Annotated in this window: 13 protein-coding genes and 2 tRNA genes; 6 read left to right on the top strand and 9 right to left on the bottom strand. The window is 67.2% G+C overall.

The window, feature by feature from the left end; all coding sequences use genetic code 11:
• Positions 1 to 109: 109 nt before the first annotated feature.
• Positions 110 to 736, bottom strand: a complete 627-nt coding sequence (locus tag OG225_RS30790) for a TetR/AcrR family transcriptional regulator (RefSeq protein ID WP_405178401.1) — start codon at positions 734 to 736, stop codon at positions 110 to 112.
• Between the two features lie 82 nt (positions 737 to 818).
• On the opposite strand from OG225_RS30790, the gene OG225_RS30785 reads away from it, so the two are divergent.
• On the top strand, positions 819 to 1,853 hold the full coding sequence (locus OG225_RS30785) for an aldo/keto reductase (RefSeq protein ID WP_405178400.1): 1,035 nt from the start codon (positions 819 to 821) through the stop codon (positions 1,851 to 1,853).
• 34 nt (positions 1,854 to 1,887) lie between these two features.
• On the opposite strand, the gene OG225_RS30780 is transcribed toward OG225_RS30785, so the two are convergent.
• The 4 genes from OG225_RS30780 to OG225_RS30765 all read right to left on the bottom strand — a co-directional run bounded on the left by OG225_RS30780 (position 1,888) and on the right by OG225_RS30765 (position 8,936).
• Positions 1,888 to 6,120 (bottom strand): molybdopterin-dependent oxidoreductase, encoded by a 4,233-nt coding sequence (locus OG225_RS30780; RefSeq protein ID WP_405178399.1) that lies wholly within the window; start codon positions 6,118 to 6,120, stop codon positions 1,888 to 1,890.
• Positions 6,121 to 6,381: 261 nt separating this feature from the next.
• Positions 6,382 to 7,092 (bottom strand): demethylmenaquinone methyltransferase, encoded by a 711-nt coding sequence (locus OG225_RS30775; protein WP_405178398.1) that lies wholly within the window; start codon positions 7,090 to 7,092, stop codon positions 6,382 to 6,384.
• A gap of 124 nt (positions 7,093 to 7,216) precedes the next feature.
• A complete protein-coding gene (locus OG225_RS30770; protein ID WP_405178397.1) occupies positions 7,217 to 8,359 on the bottom strand; it encodes a glycosyltransferase family 4 protein in 1,143 nt (380 codons plus the stop codon).
• A 112-nt stretch (positions 8,360 to 8,471) separates the two neighbouring features.
• Positions 8,472 to 8,936 carry a DUF3592 domain-containing protein gene (locus tag OG225_RS30765; protein WP_405178396.1) on the bottom strand — a complete coding sequence of 155 codons (465 nt, stop codon included), beginning with the start codon at positions 8,934 to 8,936 and terminating at the stop codon, positions 8,472 to 8,474.
• Positions 8,937 to 8,976: 40 nt separating this feature from the next.
• Here OG225_RS30765 and OG225_RS30760 point away from each other — a divergent pair, with 40 nt between their 5' ends.
• Complete coding sequence (locus OG225_RS30760; RefSeq protein WP_405178395.1) at positions 8,977 to 9,483, top strand: DUF2505 domain-containing protein; 507 nt, start codon at positions 8,977 to 8,979, stop codon at positions 9,481 to 9,483.
• A gap of 82 nt (positions 9,484 to 9,565) precedes the next feature.
• On the opposite strand, the gene OG225_RS30755 is transcribed toward OG225_RS30760, so the two are convergent.
• The 3 genes from OG225_RS30755 to OG225_RS30745 form a co-directional block, all read right to left on the bottom strand.
• A complete protein-coding gene (locus OG225_RS30755) occupies positions 9,566 to 10,006 on the bottom strand; it encodes a VOC family protein (protein WP_216914909.1) in 441 nt (146 codons plus the stop codon).
• A 62-nt stretch (positions 10,007 to 10,068) separates the two neighbouring features.
• On the bottom strand, positions 10,069 to 10,494 hold the full coding sequence (locus OG225_RS30750) for a helix-turn-helix domain-containing protein (protein WP_216914911.1): 426 nt from the start codon (positions 10,492 to 10,494) through the stop codon (positions 10,069 to 10,071).
• A gap of 19 nt (positions 10,495 to 10,513) precedes the next feature.
• Positions 10,514 to 11,785 carry a geranylgeranyl reductase family protein gene (locus tag OG225_RS30745; RefSeq protein ID WP_405178394.1) on the bottom strand — a complete coding sequence of 424 codons (1,272 nt, stop codon included), beginning with the start codon at positions 11,783 to 11,785 and terminating at the stop codon, positions 10,514 to 10,516.
• Positions 11,786 to 11,992: 207 nt separating this feature from the next.
• Between OG225_RS30745 and OG225_RS30740 the strand changes: the two genes are divergently transcribed.
• Together OG225_RS30740 and htpX are read left to right on the top strand one after the other, a co-directional pair.
• A complete protein-coding gene (locus tag OG225_RS30740; protein ID WP_405178393.1) occupies positions 11,993 to 13,015 on the top strand; it encodes a polyprenyl synthetase family protein in 1,023 nt (340 codons plus the stop codon).
• A gap of 220 nt (positions 13,016 to 13,235) precedes the next feature.
• Positions 13,236 to 14,111 carry a zinc metalloprotease HtpX gene (gene htpX / locus OG225_RS30735; protein WP_405178392.1) on the top strand — a complete coding sequence of 292 codons (876 nt, stop codon included), beginning with the start codon at positions 13,236 to 13,238 and terminating at the stop codon, positions 14,109 to 14,111.
• A gap of 88 nt (positions 14,112 to 14,199) precedes the next feature.
• Here the strand turns inward: htpX and OG225_RS30730 are convergent.
• A tRNA-Tyr gene (locus tag OG225_RS30730) sits at positions 14,200 to 14,282 on the bottom strand.
• A 184-nt stretch (positions 14,283 to 14,466) separates the two neighbouring features.
• On the opposite strand from OG225_RS30730, the gene OG225_RS30725 reads away from it, so the two are divergent.
• On the top strand, positions 14,467 to 14,958 hold the full coding sequence (locus tag OG225_RS30725) for a YajQ family cyclic di-GMP-binding protein (RefSeq protein WP_109528836.1): 492 nt from the start codon (positions 14,467 to 14,469) through the stop codon (positions 14,956 to 14,958).
• 145 nt (positions 14,959 to 15,103) lie between these two features.
• Positions 15,104 to 15,176, top strand: a tRNA-Thr gene (locus OG225_RS30720).
• The last annotated feature ends 72 nt before the right edge of the window (positions 15,177 to 15,248 follow it).

The following is a 15,248-nucleotide window of genomic DNA, read 5'->3' as shown; positions in this document are numbered from 1 at the left end:
GCCGCTATCTCGTAATTGCTCGACCTGTCGCCGATATCGACTGCCGAGATCTGCTGCCGATCTCCACTCGATCACCCTTCATCTCCCAATTATCCTGCGTCTTTCGCTGTCACGACTTGGCGGCGGTCCGCACCAGGGTGCCCGCGCGGACCGCGTCGAACGCCGCGCGCGCCGCGGTGTCGGCCACGGTCTCGTCGATCGGGTCGCCGCTGGCGAGCAGGCGGTAGTACAGCGGCGCGGAGACGGCCGAGAGGACGTCGCGCGGATCGGTGCCGTCGGGCGCTTCGCCCCTGGCGACGGCGGCGCTCACACACGGCGACCATTCGGTGAGCCGCGCGTCGTAGAAGCGGTGCAGGGCGGCGGCGGCCGCCTCGTCGCAGGTGGCCGCGGCGATGACGGCTCGGAACAGTCGTCCCTGGCGCGGATCGGCGAGCGTGCGCGCGACCAGTCGCGCGTTGGCGGTGAGATCGCCGAGCAGCGAGCCGGTGTCGGCGTGTGCGACGGACTGTTCGGCCATGTCGACCAGCAGATCGGCCACCAGGCCGGTCGCGCTGCCCCAGCGTCGGTAGACGGTGGTCTTGCCGACATCGGCGCGGGCCGCGACCTCGGCCAGATCCATTTCCGCGAAACCCCTTTCGGCCAGCAGATCGCCCGCGGCCCGCAGTACCGCTTCGCGGACCCGGGCGGTGCGCCCACCCGGTCGGACCGATCCGGGAGCGGTCTCTTCGGAAGTCATAACGGTGCTCCAGTTTCATTTATGTGCCGACGGGTGTAGCGTTCGAGTTGTTAACGGAACTGTAGGCCCTTTAGGAGTTCCCATGGAATACCGACGGCTCGGCGCGTCCGGTCTGCTCGTGCCCGCCCTGAGTTTCGGCGCGGGCACCTTCGGCGGACGCGGAGCGCTGTTCAGCGCCTGGGGCGACACCGACGCCGCGCAGGCGCGCAGACTCGTCGACATCAGCGTGGAGGCGGGTGTCACGATGTTCGATACCGCCGACGTCTATTCCGACGGCGCGTCCGAGGAAGTCCTCGGTGCGGCCATCGCGGGCAGACGCGATCAGGTATTGATCTCGACGAAGGCGGGCCTGCCGACCGGGCCGGGGGCGCACGAAGCCGGTTCCGGACGGGCGCGGCTGATCGGCGCGGTCGAGAATTCGCTGCGCCGACTGGGCATCGAGCACATCGATCTGTTCCAGTTGCACGCCTTCGACGCACGCACCCCGATCGAGGAGACACTGGCCGCGCTCGACGATCTGGTTCGCGCGGGCAAGATCCGCTACCTCGGCGCCTCCAACTTCGCGGGCTGGGAGCTGATGAAATCACTTGCCGCCGCGGACCGTAACGGGCTCACCAGGTATGTCGCGCATCAGGTCTTCTACTCGCTGGTCGGGCGCGATTACGAATGGGAGCTGATGTCGCTCGGACAGGATCAGGGCGTCGGCGCGGTCGTGTGGAGCCCGCTGGGCTGGGGAAGACTCACCGGCAAGATCCGGCGCGGGCAACCGCTTCCCGCCGGCAGCCGCCTGCACCAGACCGCGGAAGCGGGGCCACCGGTGGACGACGAACTGCTCTACGACGTCGTCGACGTGCTCGATGACATCGCCGCCGAAACCGGAAGAACGGTCCCGCAGATCGCCCTCAACTGGCTGTTGAGTCGCCCGACCGTCGCCACGGTCATCGTCGGGGCCCGCGACGAGAACCAACTGCGTCAGAACCTCGGCGCTGTCGGCTGGCAGCTCGATCCGGAACATCTGGCCCGCCTCGACAAGGCGAGCGCGACGACCCCGCCCTACCCCTACTACCCCTATCGCCGCCTGCCCGACTTCGCCAGGCTCAACCCGTCCCTCGTCTGACACCGTTGACGGACAGGGCCGGGAATCGGTCGGATCAGTAGACGTCGCGCACGTAGCGTTTGTCGGCGATCAGCTGTTTCTTGAACGCGAGCGCGGCGGGTTCGTCGAGTTTGCCGTGGATCTGGGCGATGCGGAGCAGGGTGTCGTCCACATCCTTCGCCATGCGCGCGGCATCGCCGCAGACGTAGAAATGGGCACCGTCACGCAGCCACGACCACAGTTCCGCACCGTGTTCGATCATCCGGTTCTGCACGTAGATCCGTTCGCGCTGATCCCGGGAGAAGGCCAGATCCAGGCGGGTGAGGAAACCCGAGCGGAACATGTCCTCGAGTTCGGCGCGGTAGTAGAAGTTCTGCGCCGCGTGCTGTTCGCCGAAGAACAGCCAGTTTCTTCCGGTCGCGCCGAGTGCCCTGCGCTCCTGGAGGAAACCGCGGAACGGGGCGATTCCGGTGCCGGGGCCGACCATGATCATCGGCGCGTTCGGGTCGAGTGGTGGTCGGAAATGCGGTGCGCGCTGGAGGAAGATGGGGACTTCGGCGTGCACGCCGTCGACGCGGTCGGCGAGATAGGTCGAGCACACGCCGCCGCGCCTGGCCGCCGATCCGGCCATGGCAGGATCGCCGTAGCGCACCACGCCGACCGTCAACTGCACCTCGTCGGGGCTGACCAGCGGACTCGACGAAATCGAATACTGGCGCGGCTGCAACTTCTTCATCGTCGTGAGCCAATCGACCAGATCGGCGCGCACCGGGAAATCCCGCAGCACGTCGACGGCCTGGCGATCCCACAGGTAGTTGTCGAGTTCGTTGCGGTTGTCGCGGCGCAGCAGTTTGGCGAGTTGCTGACTCGGATTGTGGTCGGCCACGAAGGTCAGCAGGTCGTGACTGATCTTGGTGATGTCGTAGTGGGTGCGCAGCGCCTGCGACAGCGGCACTTCCCCGCCGTCGACCTCGATACCGCGTCGCCCGTCCAGGCCGGTGGCGTCGAGCCATTCGGTCACCAGGGATTCGCAGTTGGCGGGCCATACGCCCAGCGAATCGCCGACCTCGTAGGCGGCGTTCAGCCCGCGCAGGTCGAATCCGAACTGGCGCACCTCTTTCGGGGACCCCGGTCGCGACAGTTGTTCGTTGCGCACCAGTGACGTCGTCAGCGGCGTGCGCCGGGTGAACGGCGCGGAATTGTCGCGCCGGGTACGTGCGGGCGCGGGCGCCGAACGGGTCAGCGTCATGGTCGCGCCGCCCGTGGCGATCTGCGCCGCCGCTCTCGGCGCGGATCCGCCGACCGACACCGTCCCCGGTACCGGGTCGGCGGGACCGGGTTCGGCTCCGCCTCCGGAACCGCCGAGCGCGGCCAGCACGTCATCGAGCCACCGCTCGGCGGATTCGCGGTAGTCCGGTTCGCTGTCGGTGCGCGCCAGCAGCCGGGTGGCTCCGCGTTCGGCCAGTTTCGTGTCCAGTTTGCGGCCGTGCCCGCAGAAGTCGTCGTAGGACGAATCACCGAGGGCGAAAACCGCGTAGCGCATACCGGTGAACCGGAGCACGCTGTCGTCGAGCCGATCCCAGAAATCCGCGCCGTTGTCCGGCGGGCCGCCGTCGCCGAAGGTACTGCTGATCAACAGCACATCGCCGGTCAGCACCCCGAGTTCGCACGAATCCATGTCGAACAGTCTCGGCGCGTAACCGGATTCGGCGAGTCGCTCGGCCACCTCGGCGGCGAATTCCTCCGCGTTGCCGGTCTGGGACGCCCACAGCACCGTGACGGGCGACGCCGGGGTTTCCTCGCTCGCGAAGTCGGCGCTGTCGATGCCCGCGCCGCGCGAGTACATACCGGCGAGCATGCCGTCGATCCACATCCGGCTGCGCGCGGACAGCGGCGCGGATTCGGGTAGCACCGGCTGGCCGACAACGGGAAGCGATTGCAGCGCCGCCAGATATCCGCCCAGGTAGATCTGCTCGACATCGCTCAGTGTCGGAGCGATACCGCTGTCGAGGCCGAGCATGACGGCCAGCGGATGCGCCTGCGCCGCACCGTTTCCGGCCTCGGTGCCGACCGCCGCCGGGGTGTCGCGTTCGGGTTCCGGCACCGGCGCGACCCGCCGCAGTGATACCGCGCACGCCTTGAACTCCGGCTGCAACGACGCGGCGTCCACCGCGTCGTTGGTGACGGCGTTGATGGTCAGGTACTCGCCCTGTTCGTCGTTCCAGTGGAAGGGCGCGAAACAATCACCGGGCCGCACGCGGTCGCTGATCTGGACCGGAAGTACCGCACGGCCACGCCGCGAGGCGATTTCGAGCTGGTCGCCCGGCCGCAGATCGAGCCGTTCGGCGTCCTCGGGATGCACCTCGATGAACGGCTTGCCGTTGAGTTTGTTGAGTTTGGTGATCTTGCCGGTTTTGGTCATCGTGTGCCATTGGTGCTGCAACCTGCCGGTATTCAGCACGAACGGGTAGTCGTCGTCGGGCATCTCGTCCTGCGCCATATGCGGGCGCGGCCAGAAGACGGCCCTGCGGCTCGGCGTGGCGAAAGCCAGACGCGGCCGGTGTCCGGATTCATCCACGAACAGGGTCTGGCTGACACCGTCGTTGAGGTAGCGCACCGGATTGCGGCGCGCGCCCGGTTCGGCGCACGGCCACTGCATCGACGATTCGCGCAGCGCGTCGTAACTCATGCCGCGCAGGTCGTAGCCGGTCGCCGGATTGGCGAAACGCTGGATCTCGGCGAAGACCTCGGCGCTGGAGTCGAATTCGAAACCGGGGAAACCCATCGCGGTGGCGATCTGGGCGATCAGCAGCCAATCGGGACGTGCCTGTCCCGCCGGTTCCACCGACTGCTGCAACAGTGTGACATTGCGTTCCGAGTTCACCATCACCGCGTCGGCCTCGGCCCACAGCGTGGCGGGCAGCAGCAGATCGGCATAGGAATTGGTGGCGGTCTCGGTATAGGTGTCCTGCGCGATGACCAGATCGGCGGCCTCCAGACCGGCGATCACGGTTTTGCGATTGGCGACCGAGGCGACCGGATTGGAGCAGATGATCCAGGCGGCCTTGATCGAACCGTCCGCCATCGCGCGGAACATCTCGATGGTGCCTGGCCCGGCTTCGGTGCGCAGGGTGCCCGGCGCGAGATCCCAGGCGGTCTCGACGAAGGCGCGGTCGGCGGCTGCCAGCAGACTGCGCTGGCCCGGCAGACCGGGGCCCATGTAGCCCATCTCGCGTCCGCCCATCGCGTTGGGCTGACCGGTGAGTGAGAACGGCCCGCTGCCGGGACGGCTGATGGCGCCGGTGGCCAGGTGCAGATTGCACAGGGCGTTGGTGTTCCAGGTGCCGTGGGTGGACTGGTTCAGGCCCATCGTCCACAGCGACATCCATTCGCCCGCCTCGGCGATCATCGCGGCGGCGGTCCTGATGTCGGCCTCGGCGAGTCCGGTGATCCCGGCGACCACGTCCGGGGTGTACTCGGCGAGGAATTCGGGCATCGCGGCCCAGCCCTCGGTGTGCTCGGCGATGAATTCCTCGTCGATATCGCCGTTGGTCACCAGCAGATGCAGGATGCCGTTGAGTAGTGCCAGATCGGTGCCGGGTTTCAACTGGAGGAACAGGTCGGCGCGCGCGGTGGTGTCGGTGCGTCGCGGATCGACGACGATGAGTTTCGCGCCCGCTTTGAGGCGGTCGACCATGCGCAGGTAGAGGATGGGGTGGCAGTCGGCAATATTCGCGCCGATCACGAAGAACAGGTCGGCGTGCTCGAAATCGTCGTAGGAGCCGGGCGGCCCGTCGGAGCCGAGCGACTGCTTGTAGCCGGTGCCCGCACTCGCCATGCACAGGCGCGAGTTCGCCTCGATGTGGACGGTGCGCAGGTAGCCCTTGGCCAGTTTGGTCGCCAGGTACTGCGCCTCCATCGACATCTGACCGGAGACATACAGCGCGATCGCGTCGGGCCCGTGTTCTTCGAGGATGGCGCGCAACCGGTCGGCGGCTTCGGTGACCGCGGCGTCGACCGAGACCGGCACCGGGGCCTGGCCGCGCTCGGGCCGCCGGTAGGCGGTCTCCATCCGGCCCGGCGTCTTCATCAGTTCGAGGTGGGTCGCGCCCTTGGTGCAGAGCCTTCCCGCGTTGGACGGATGGGATTTGTCGCCGCTGACCTTGGTGATCATCGGTTTACCGGTGGCGTCGGGGGCGGTCTGCACGGTGATTCCGCAGCCGACGCCACAGTAGGAGCACGCCGTGTTGGCGGTGCCTCCCGTGCGAGCCGTTACTGCATCCGACATGCCTCCGATAATGGCCATCGGCCGTTGCGTCGCATTTACCCAGCGTTATCGTCAGATGACAATTAACCTCACGGCGTGAATCCACGGCGGTGAGATCGCCGGAGGAGCTGGTGTCCGTCGGCCCGAACAGCCCTGCTGACCTGCGTCGATGATGACCGGTTCGCGCGGTCGTCGGTGGCGCGAACCGAAACCTGTGTCATGTTGTCGCCGTCGACCCGGCTGACGTGAGTGTCGTCACTGTGATTGCCTGAAGGCGATCGGCTAGAACTTGTAGGCCCGGTGCAGCGCGACGATGCCGCCGGTCAGATTACGCCATTTCACCGAGGACCAGCCCGCGTCGGCGATCCGCATCGCGAGCTGTCGCTGGTTGGGCCAGGCCCTGATGGATTCGGCCAGATAGACGTAGGCGTCGGGGTTACTGCTGACCGCGCGCGCTACTCGGGGCAGCGCCTTCATCAGGTATTCCATGTAGACGGTAGTGAACACCGGGACCACGGGTGTGGAGAATTCACACACCACCAGCCTGCCGCCGGGTTTGGTGACGCGCAGCATCTCGCGCAGCGCGCGCGGGGAGTCCGAGATATTGCGTAGGCCGTAGGAGATGGTCACCGCGTCGAAGGAGTCGTCGGCGAAAGGCAGCGCGGTGGCGTCGGCCGCGACCATCGGCACATCGCGGAACTGACCGGCGGCGAGCATGCCCTTGGAGAAATCGGCGGCCAGGCACCACGCGCCCGACCTGGCGAGATCGAGCGTGGAGATGCCGGTGCCCGCCGCGAGGTCGAGGACGCGCTCACCGGGGCGCGGTGCCACCGCTTTGCGGACCGCCCACCGCCAGTACCTGTCCTGGCCCGCCGAGATGACGGTATTGGTGATGTCGTACCGCTTCGCGACCCCGTCGAACATCGACGCGACCTCGTGCGGCTGCTTTTCGAGCGAGGCCCGAAACGATTCCCGCTGCTCTGTTTTCGCCACGGGTTCGACCCTAGTGCGCGGGCCGCCCGCGCGACCACGTCGGCGGCCCGAGCGCGCTGGCACGTCGCGTCGTCGTGGCAGGTCGGACGGGGTGCGCGGTGATCGGCCGCACAGCCGCCGCGGCTCAGGCCGTGTGCGGCAGCCTGACCCGCATACCGGTCACCTCGCCGTAGTGGCCCATCAGTTCGGCGCAAATAGCGGGCCAGGTGCGGTGCAGGACCGATTTGCGGGCCGAATTCGCGAATCTGGCCCGGATCTCGGGGTCGCGCAGCGCGCCGACCGCGCTCGGCAGCAGTTCCTCGAACCGGTCGACCGGAAGCAGATAGCCGTTGCGGCAGTGCGCGATAAGGTCGCGGGGGCCGCCCGCGTCCGGGCCGATCACCGGTACGCCCGCGGCCAGCGCTTCCTGCACGCCCTGGCAGAACGTCTCGTGCTCGCCCGCGTGCACCATGACGTCCAGGCTCGCGTACGCCTGTGCCAACTCGGCACCGCCGAGTTCGCCGGTGAACACCGCGTTCGGCATGAGCCTGCTCAGCGCCGCCCGGTCGGGTCCGTCACCGACGATCACCAGTTGGATATCCGGATCCTGGGCGAGAACCGCGAGTCGCTCGACATGTTTCTCCGGGGCGAGTCGTCCGACGAACCCGACCAGCAGCCGCTGCGAACCCGCGAGCCAACCCGTCCGCGTCCGCGCGGATCGCGCCGACGGTGCGAACCGGGCGATATCCACACCTCGGCCCCAGCGGTGCACGCGGGGGATACCGTGCCTGCGCAGATCCTCGGCCGCCGCGCGCGAGGGTGCGAGGGTTCTGGTCGCGCCCTCGTGGATGCGCCGCGTCCAATGCCAGGCGGCCTTGGCGGTCAGTCCGAGGCCGTAGCTCTTGGCGAATCCGGCGACATCGGTCTGGTAGACGGCCACCGTCGGCAGATCGAGGCGAACTGCCGCGCCGAGCCCGCCTGCCCCGAGCAGGAACGGCGAGGCCAGATGCACCACGTCCGCGCCGAACTCCCCGATCGCTGCCGTGATACCGGGTTGCGGCAGCCCCACCGGCAGCGAACTGATCTTGGGGACCATCACCGCGGGCACCCGGTGCACCCGGAAACGGCCGTGGTGACGCGGGGCCGGGGGCATTCCGCGCGGGGTGTCCGGCGCGATGACGAGCGCCTCGTGACCATGCCGATCCAAGTGGTCGATGATGTGGAGGACAGAGTTGACGACGCCGTTCATATTCGGCAGGAACGACTCCGAAACGATGGCTACGCGCACCACTTCAGCGTGACCGCCGGAACGCGCCGACCCGCCACGCCGACGTGACGATCGAGAAAACGTCCGGCGAACTATTGGAGCGCCGGATCCGAGCGCGTCGAAGAGTCGCTGGTCAGAGGGCTCGCACCGTCGTCGACGGGCGTCGACGGCCCATTCGGGTGAGAATCCACAGGGTCGGGAGCGCGAGCAGCCAGCCGACGACGATCACCGACAGCGCGGGCAGCAGCGCCACGCGCACATCGCGGCCCGCGACCCGGACCAGATCGGGATCGGCCCGGTTGTATTCCACATTGATGCGCTCACCCGCGGTGAGATTGGTCGGATACAGCACGCCGACCTTGGGATTGTGGGTTTCCCCGTCCGGGGTCACGTAGATGACCGCCGACCGCAGCCGTCCCGCCGAGAGCACCTCCGCAGTGGTCACCCCCTTGTCGGAACTGATCAGGTAGTCGTTGCGCCACGCGGCGAGTACGAGCAGACCCATCAGGACGCTGACCACCGCCGCCGCGATGCAGACACCGAACTTCGCCCGCCTCAGACGAACGGCCCGCCTTTCGGACTGGCTGGTTTCCGACACAGCGACAGGCTACCGACCGATTCGACTAGCGTGAGCGCCCATGTCCCGAAAATTCAGCTTCACCGTGCCCTACGCTGTCCCGGTCGAAGATCTCCACCGGGCATTGACCGGCGACGGTGTCTGGCACGCCAGATTCGCCGAGGCCGAAACCGCGACTTTCGACCTCTCCCATCCCGAGGGTGCGGGCACCATTCGCATCCACATGACCGAAACCGCGCGCAGGGACAAGGTTCCCGCCATCGTGCGCACGGTGCTCAAGAGTGATCTCGTCCTCTCGCGCACCGATTACTGGCAGGCGCTCGACGGCGAACTCGCCAAGGGCGTCTTCGAAGCCACGACCACCGGCGTCGCGGGCGAGATGACCGGCGCCTACACGCTGCGCCCCACCGCCGAGGGTTCCGAGATCGAGGTGGTCGGCACCGTGAAGGTGAAGGTTCCGCTGGTCGGCGGGGCCATCGAGCCACTGGCCGAACAGCTCTACCGCAAGGTGATCAACAGCGAGCGCACGTTCGTCGAGCAGTGGGTGACCAGCCAGGCCAGCGCCTGACGACGCCGCGAATTCGGGCCCGTGACCGGTGACGGTGACGGGCCCGAATCGTGTCGGTATCCGCTGGCATCACCCGCTGTCACTATCCCCCGAAGGCCGCCGGATCGAATTCCTTCGGCTCGACCAGCACCAGCCAGTTCCCGGAATTGTCACGGATGATCGCCTCGACGCCGTAGGGCCGTTCCGCCGGCGGCGCGACGAATTCGACGCCCTTGGCCGTCAGATCCTCGAACGCCTTCTGACAGTTCTCGGTTCTCAGCCCGAGCGCGCCGTGTGTGCCGTTGGCCAGCGAGCGCCGGATCGCGTCGGCGAGATTGTCGTCCAGCGGCGGCCCGGGAATCATCAGGGTCACCTCGAGTTCGGGATGATCCGGATGGACGATGGTGACCCAGCGGAAGCCGTTGTCGCCCATCGCGATATCGGTGGCTTCCACGAATCCGAGATTGTCGATGTACCACCGTTTGGCCGCGTCCTGATCGGTCACATACACCGTGACCAGCGAGATATTGGAAATCGTCGTCATGGGAACAGGCTATTTCGGTTCCGGTTCGGCGGGCTTCTCCGAAATTGCGGTGTCGCGTCGATTCACTCGCGGGTGCGGTCGGACAGGCCGTGCATGAAGACGTAGCAGCCGGGAATGCGCGGCGCGCCGTCGGCGAATTTCGCCTGGTATTCCGAGGGTGCGACGCCGACGAGCTGCCGGAATTTGGTGCTGAAGGAACCGAGACTGGTGTAACCGACGAGCATGCAGACCTCGGTCACCGTGAGATTCGTGGCGCGCAGCAGATCCTGGGCGCGCTCGATCCGGCGTTCGGCCAGGTAGAGCGCCGGTGTGCGGCCGTAGACGGCGGTGAACGCGCGCAGGAAATGGTATTTGGACACCCCGGCCGCCGCGGCCAGCTCATCGAGATTCAGGGGGTCGGCGTACCGGCGATCGGCCAGATCCCGTGCCTTGCGCAGATGCGGCAGCAGGTCGAATGCGGGCAGCCCCCGTGCCTGCGGTTCGGTCATGGCCCTCACCCTCGGGATGTCAGGAGAACGGCTGTAATTCGTCCATGCGCATCGAGCCACGGCCCGCCAGCCGCCAGGCCCGCGCGGTGAGGTCGAGATCCTCGTCGGTGACGAGATTGCCCATCACCCGAACGGCGGTGCGCTGCAAGTATTTCGAGCGCATCACCGGGGGACCGCCGAGTGGGACCATGCGCGGGTGGGTGGCCAGGCCCGCGATGCGGCGCGCCACCGAGAACGTGCGGCCGTAGCACGCGCGCAGCAACTCGGGCCAGACCCGGGTGAGATCCGGTTCGTCGAGCAGGCCCGCGAGCATATGTCCGCCTTCGAGGCCGTAATCGATGCCCTCGCCGTTGAGCGGGTTCACGCAGCCCGCCGCGTCGCCGATCAGCACCCAGTTGCGGCCCGCCACATTCGACACCGCACCGCCCATCGGCAGCAGCGCCGACGCGATCGCCCGCAGTTCGCCTTCGAACTGCCATTCCTCGTAGCGCTGCGAAGTGTAGTGCCGCAGGAGGGGTTTCAGCGCGATGTGGGAAGGTCGGGCCTCGGTCGCCAGTGAACCGACGCCGATGTTGACCTCGCCGTTGCCGAGCGGGAACACCCAGCCGTAGCCGGGGACGAGTTCGCCGTCGGCATCGCGCAACTCCAGGTGAGAGGTGATCCACTGGTCGTCGCTGCGCCCGGATCTTATGTACGCGCGCGCGGCGGTGCCGTAGGCGTAGCGGCGGTGCCAGGTCCGGCCGAGTAGTTTGCCCACGGGGGAGCGGACCCCGTCGGCGACCACGAGACGCTCGCAGGCGATGGTGCGCGAGCCCTCCGCGGTCTCGACCGTCACGCCGGTGACACGATCACCGTCGCGAGTGACTTCCACCACCTTTGTGCCGTCCAGCATCCGCGCGCCGGACTTCACCGCGGTCTCGCGCAACTTGTCGTCGAGTTCGGTTCGGGGAACGGCGCTTCCGTAGGTCGGGAAGGATCCGGCGGGCCAGCTCAACAACGCCTCACGGCCGAAACCGGTCATCCGGAGGCCGTGATTGACGGTGTGGGCGCGCACCCATTCGCCGAGTCCGAGATGTTCGAGTTCCTTTGTCGCGCGCGGAGTCAGCCCATCGCCGCAGGTCTTGTCCCGTGGGAAGACCGCGGAATCGATCAGCAGCACATCGCGGCCCGCGCGCGCGGCCCACGCGGCCGAGGCCGACCCGGCCGGGCCCGCGCCGACGACCAGCACCTCGGCCCGGCTCGGCAGCACGTCGCCATCGCCGCTCGCGGGAGTGACATCCGGTGAGCCCATGCGCTCATACTTGCAGGGCGCTCGCGCCGATGTCGACGGCGGACCCGTCCTCGGTGGCGGATCACTCACACCACGGCTGGTGATTCCGCCGAGGCGAATATGTGGAAAAGTGGGCGGTACGCCGTGGAGTGACGGTGTTCATGGGCCGCGCGGCGCGGACACGCTAGGTTCTTCACCGTGGGGTCGGACGCATCGCTGGGAGAAGAGATGAGCACATCGGCTGTGACAGAGCAGAGCACGGTGGTGGCCGGGGTCGATCTCGGTGACACCGAGCTGGCGTCGACCGTGCGCAATGCCCTGGAACAGGTCGAGAAGCTGCTCATCGACGAACTGTCCGACGGCGAGGATTTTCTCCAGGAAGCGGCTCTGCACCTGGCGCGCGCGGGGGGCAAGCGTTTCCGTCCGCTGTTCACCGTCCTCACCGGTCAGCTCGGCCCCAATCCCACCGATCCGGCGCTGATCACCGCGGGCACCGTCGTCGAACTGGTGCATCTGGCCACCCTGTACCACGACGACGTGATGGACGAAGCCCAGATGCGGCGCGGCGCACCGAGCGTGAACTCGCGCTGGGGCAACAACATCGCCATCCTGGCGGGCGATTACCTGTTCGCCCACGCCTCGCGGCTGACCTCGACCCTCGGCCCCGACGCGGTGCGCATCATCGCCGAGACGTTCGCCGAGCTGGTCACCGGTCAGATGCGCGAAACCATGGGCGCGCGCGAGTCCCAGGATCCGGTCGAGCACTACCTGCGTGTGGTCTGGGAGAAGACCGGCTCGCTGATCGCCGCCTCGGGCCGTTTCGGCGGCACCTTCTCCGGCGCCGACACCGCGCACGTCGAACGGCTCGCCAGGCTCGGCGACGCGGTCGGCACGGCCTTCCAGATCTCCGACGACATCATCGACATCTCCTCGGCCTCGGAGCAGTCGGGCAAAACTCCCGGCACCGACCTGCGCGAGGGTGTGCACACCCTGCCGGTGCTGTACGCGTTGCGCGACGAGGGCCGCGAGGGTGATCGGCTGCGCGTCCTGCTCGCCCGTCCGCTGGAATCGGACGAGGAGGTCGCCGAAGCGCTCGAACTCCTCGCCCGCTCCCGGGGGATGGCGCTGGCCAAGGAGAAATTGCAGGGGTACGCCGATGTCGCGCACGCCGAACTGTCCGCGCTCCCGCCCGGTCCCGCCAACGACGCGCTCGAGCGTCTGGTGCGTTACACCATCGAGCGGGTGGGCTGACCCTCCCGACCCTCCCCCCTGCTGCCGCGCCACTGTTACCGATCAGGAACCTTTCCCCGACTCGCGTCGTTGACCTGGTGTGATGCAATCGGCGGTGGGTGATATCGGACGTCGGTGACATCGACGTGCGGCCCATCGCGACAACCGATGTCGTGAGCTCGCGGGTGACTCGTGCCCGGGCGGCGACGAGTCACAGCCGGAGAGGCGGAACAGGGCGGATATGCACGGGTATGCGAATGGGCTGAAGACGTTCGGTCTGATGGTCGGTCTCTCGGCGCTGATCGTCTTCGCCGGAGCCATGTTCCGTAGTCCCACGATCCTTGTCTTCGCGATCCTGCTCGCGGTCGGGGTGAACGCGTACGCGTACTTCAACAGCGACAAACTCGCGCTGAAGGCGATGCGCGCGCAACCGGTCAGCGAACTGGAGGCGCCGGTCATGTACCGGATCGTGCGCGAACTCGCGACGACGGCGCGCCAGCCGATGCCGCGGCTCTACGTCAGCCCGACCAACGCCCCCAACGCCTTCGCCACGGGGCGGAGTCCGCGCCACGCCGCGGTCTGCTGCACCAGCGGAATACTCCAGATTCTCGACGAACGGGAATTGCGGGCGGTGCTCGGTCACGAGTTGTCCCACGTCTACAACCGCGACATCCTCATCTCCTCGGTCGCGGGCGCGCTCGCCGCCGTCATCTCGGGTCTGGCCAATCTGGCCTTCTTCGCGTCGATATTCGGCGGCCGTGGCAACGGTGAGGGCCCGAATATCATCGGGGTCTTCCTCGTGTCGCTGCTCGGCCCGATCGCCGCGACCCTGGTCAAACTGGCCGTCTCCCGTTCGCGGGAATACCAGGCGGATCAGTCCGGCGCCGAATTGACCGGCGATCCGCTCGCTCTGGCCTCGGCACTGCGCAAACTGGAACGCGGTGTGCAGGCCGCCCCGCTGCCGCCGGAACCGCGTTTGACGGCCCAATCGCATCTGATGATCGCCAACCCGTTCCGCGCGGGCGAGCGCGCCACCCGCTGGTTCTCCACCCACCCGCCGATGGCCGATCGCATCGCTCGTCTGGAGGAGATGGGGGGCGGTCCGCACCGGCCCTGATCCACCGGCGCCGATCAGGGCGGTAGAAAGCGAAAGAGCGAGCTGTTAGCGCGTTTTCGCGTAATCAGCTCGCTCATTCGTATTCGGGTGGCAGGTGTAGGATTCGAACCTACGTAGGCTTTCACCGACAGATTTACAGTCTGCTCCCATTGGCCGCTCGGGCAACCTGCCGTCGCGCTTCTCGGCGCGCAAGTGAGCTTACAACGTACCCCTCCCGAAATTGCAAACCGGCTGGACAGTGCCCTGCCGAAGTGCCCGTGCGATGCGACGGGGACGGTCGTCGGCGGGTAGAACTGACAGTGGCCGTATTCCGGTCGAGGTGAGCCCGTAGGACTGTCAGGAACAGGAGCGCAGTGTGGCCGATTCGTCTTTCGATGTCGTCAGCAAGGTCGACCGGCAGGAGGTCGACAACGCCCTGCACCAGGCGGAGAAGGAGTTGAACACCCGCTACGACTTCCGCGGCACCGGCGCGACGATCGAGTGGTCCGGCGAGGAGAAGATCGTGCTCACCGCGGAGGCGGAGGAGCGGGTCAAGGCCGCGCTCGAGGTGTTCAAGGAGAAATTGATCCGCCGCGATATCTCGCTCAAGGCGTTCGACGCGGGCGAGCCGCAGCCGTCGGGAAAGACCTACAAGATCACCGGCACGCTGGTCCAGGGGATCGACGCCGAACACGCCAAGAAGATCTCCAAGAAGATCCGCGACGAGGGCCCCAAGGGCGTGAAGGCGCAGATCCAGGGTGAGGAGCTGCGCGTCAGCAGCAAGAAGCGCGACGATCTGCAGGCGATCATCTCGCTGCTGAAGGGCGAGGATTTCGGAATCGCCCTCCAGTTCGTGAACTACCGCTAGCCGGTGGCGGGCGGCCACCGGATCGGTGGCCGCGAAAACCGCTCTGACCACCCGGTTTGGAACTGCGACCGGTAGGTGTGTAACCTCGTTCAAGACTTCGCCGCGCCGAAGTCGAGCAACTGGTTTTCGGTGCGGAGCTAGTCATGCCCCCTTAGCTCAGTCGGCAGAGCGTTTCCATGGTAAGGAAAAGGTCAACGGTTCGATTCCGTTAGGGGGCTCGCCGGATTGCCGGTGGTGACCGACTCGGCATCGCTAAACGTTCCCACGTAAGAGGGAGCCGGGCGCGTCAT

It is taken from the genome of Nocardia sp. NBC_01377 (assembly GCF_045040005.1).
Classification (GTDB): domain Bacteria; phylum Actinomycetota; class Actinomycetes; order Mycobacteriales; family Mycobacteriaceae; genus Nocardia; species Nocardia noduli.
This window is presented reverse-complemented; position numbering and strand designations above follow the sequence as displayed.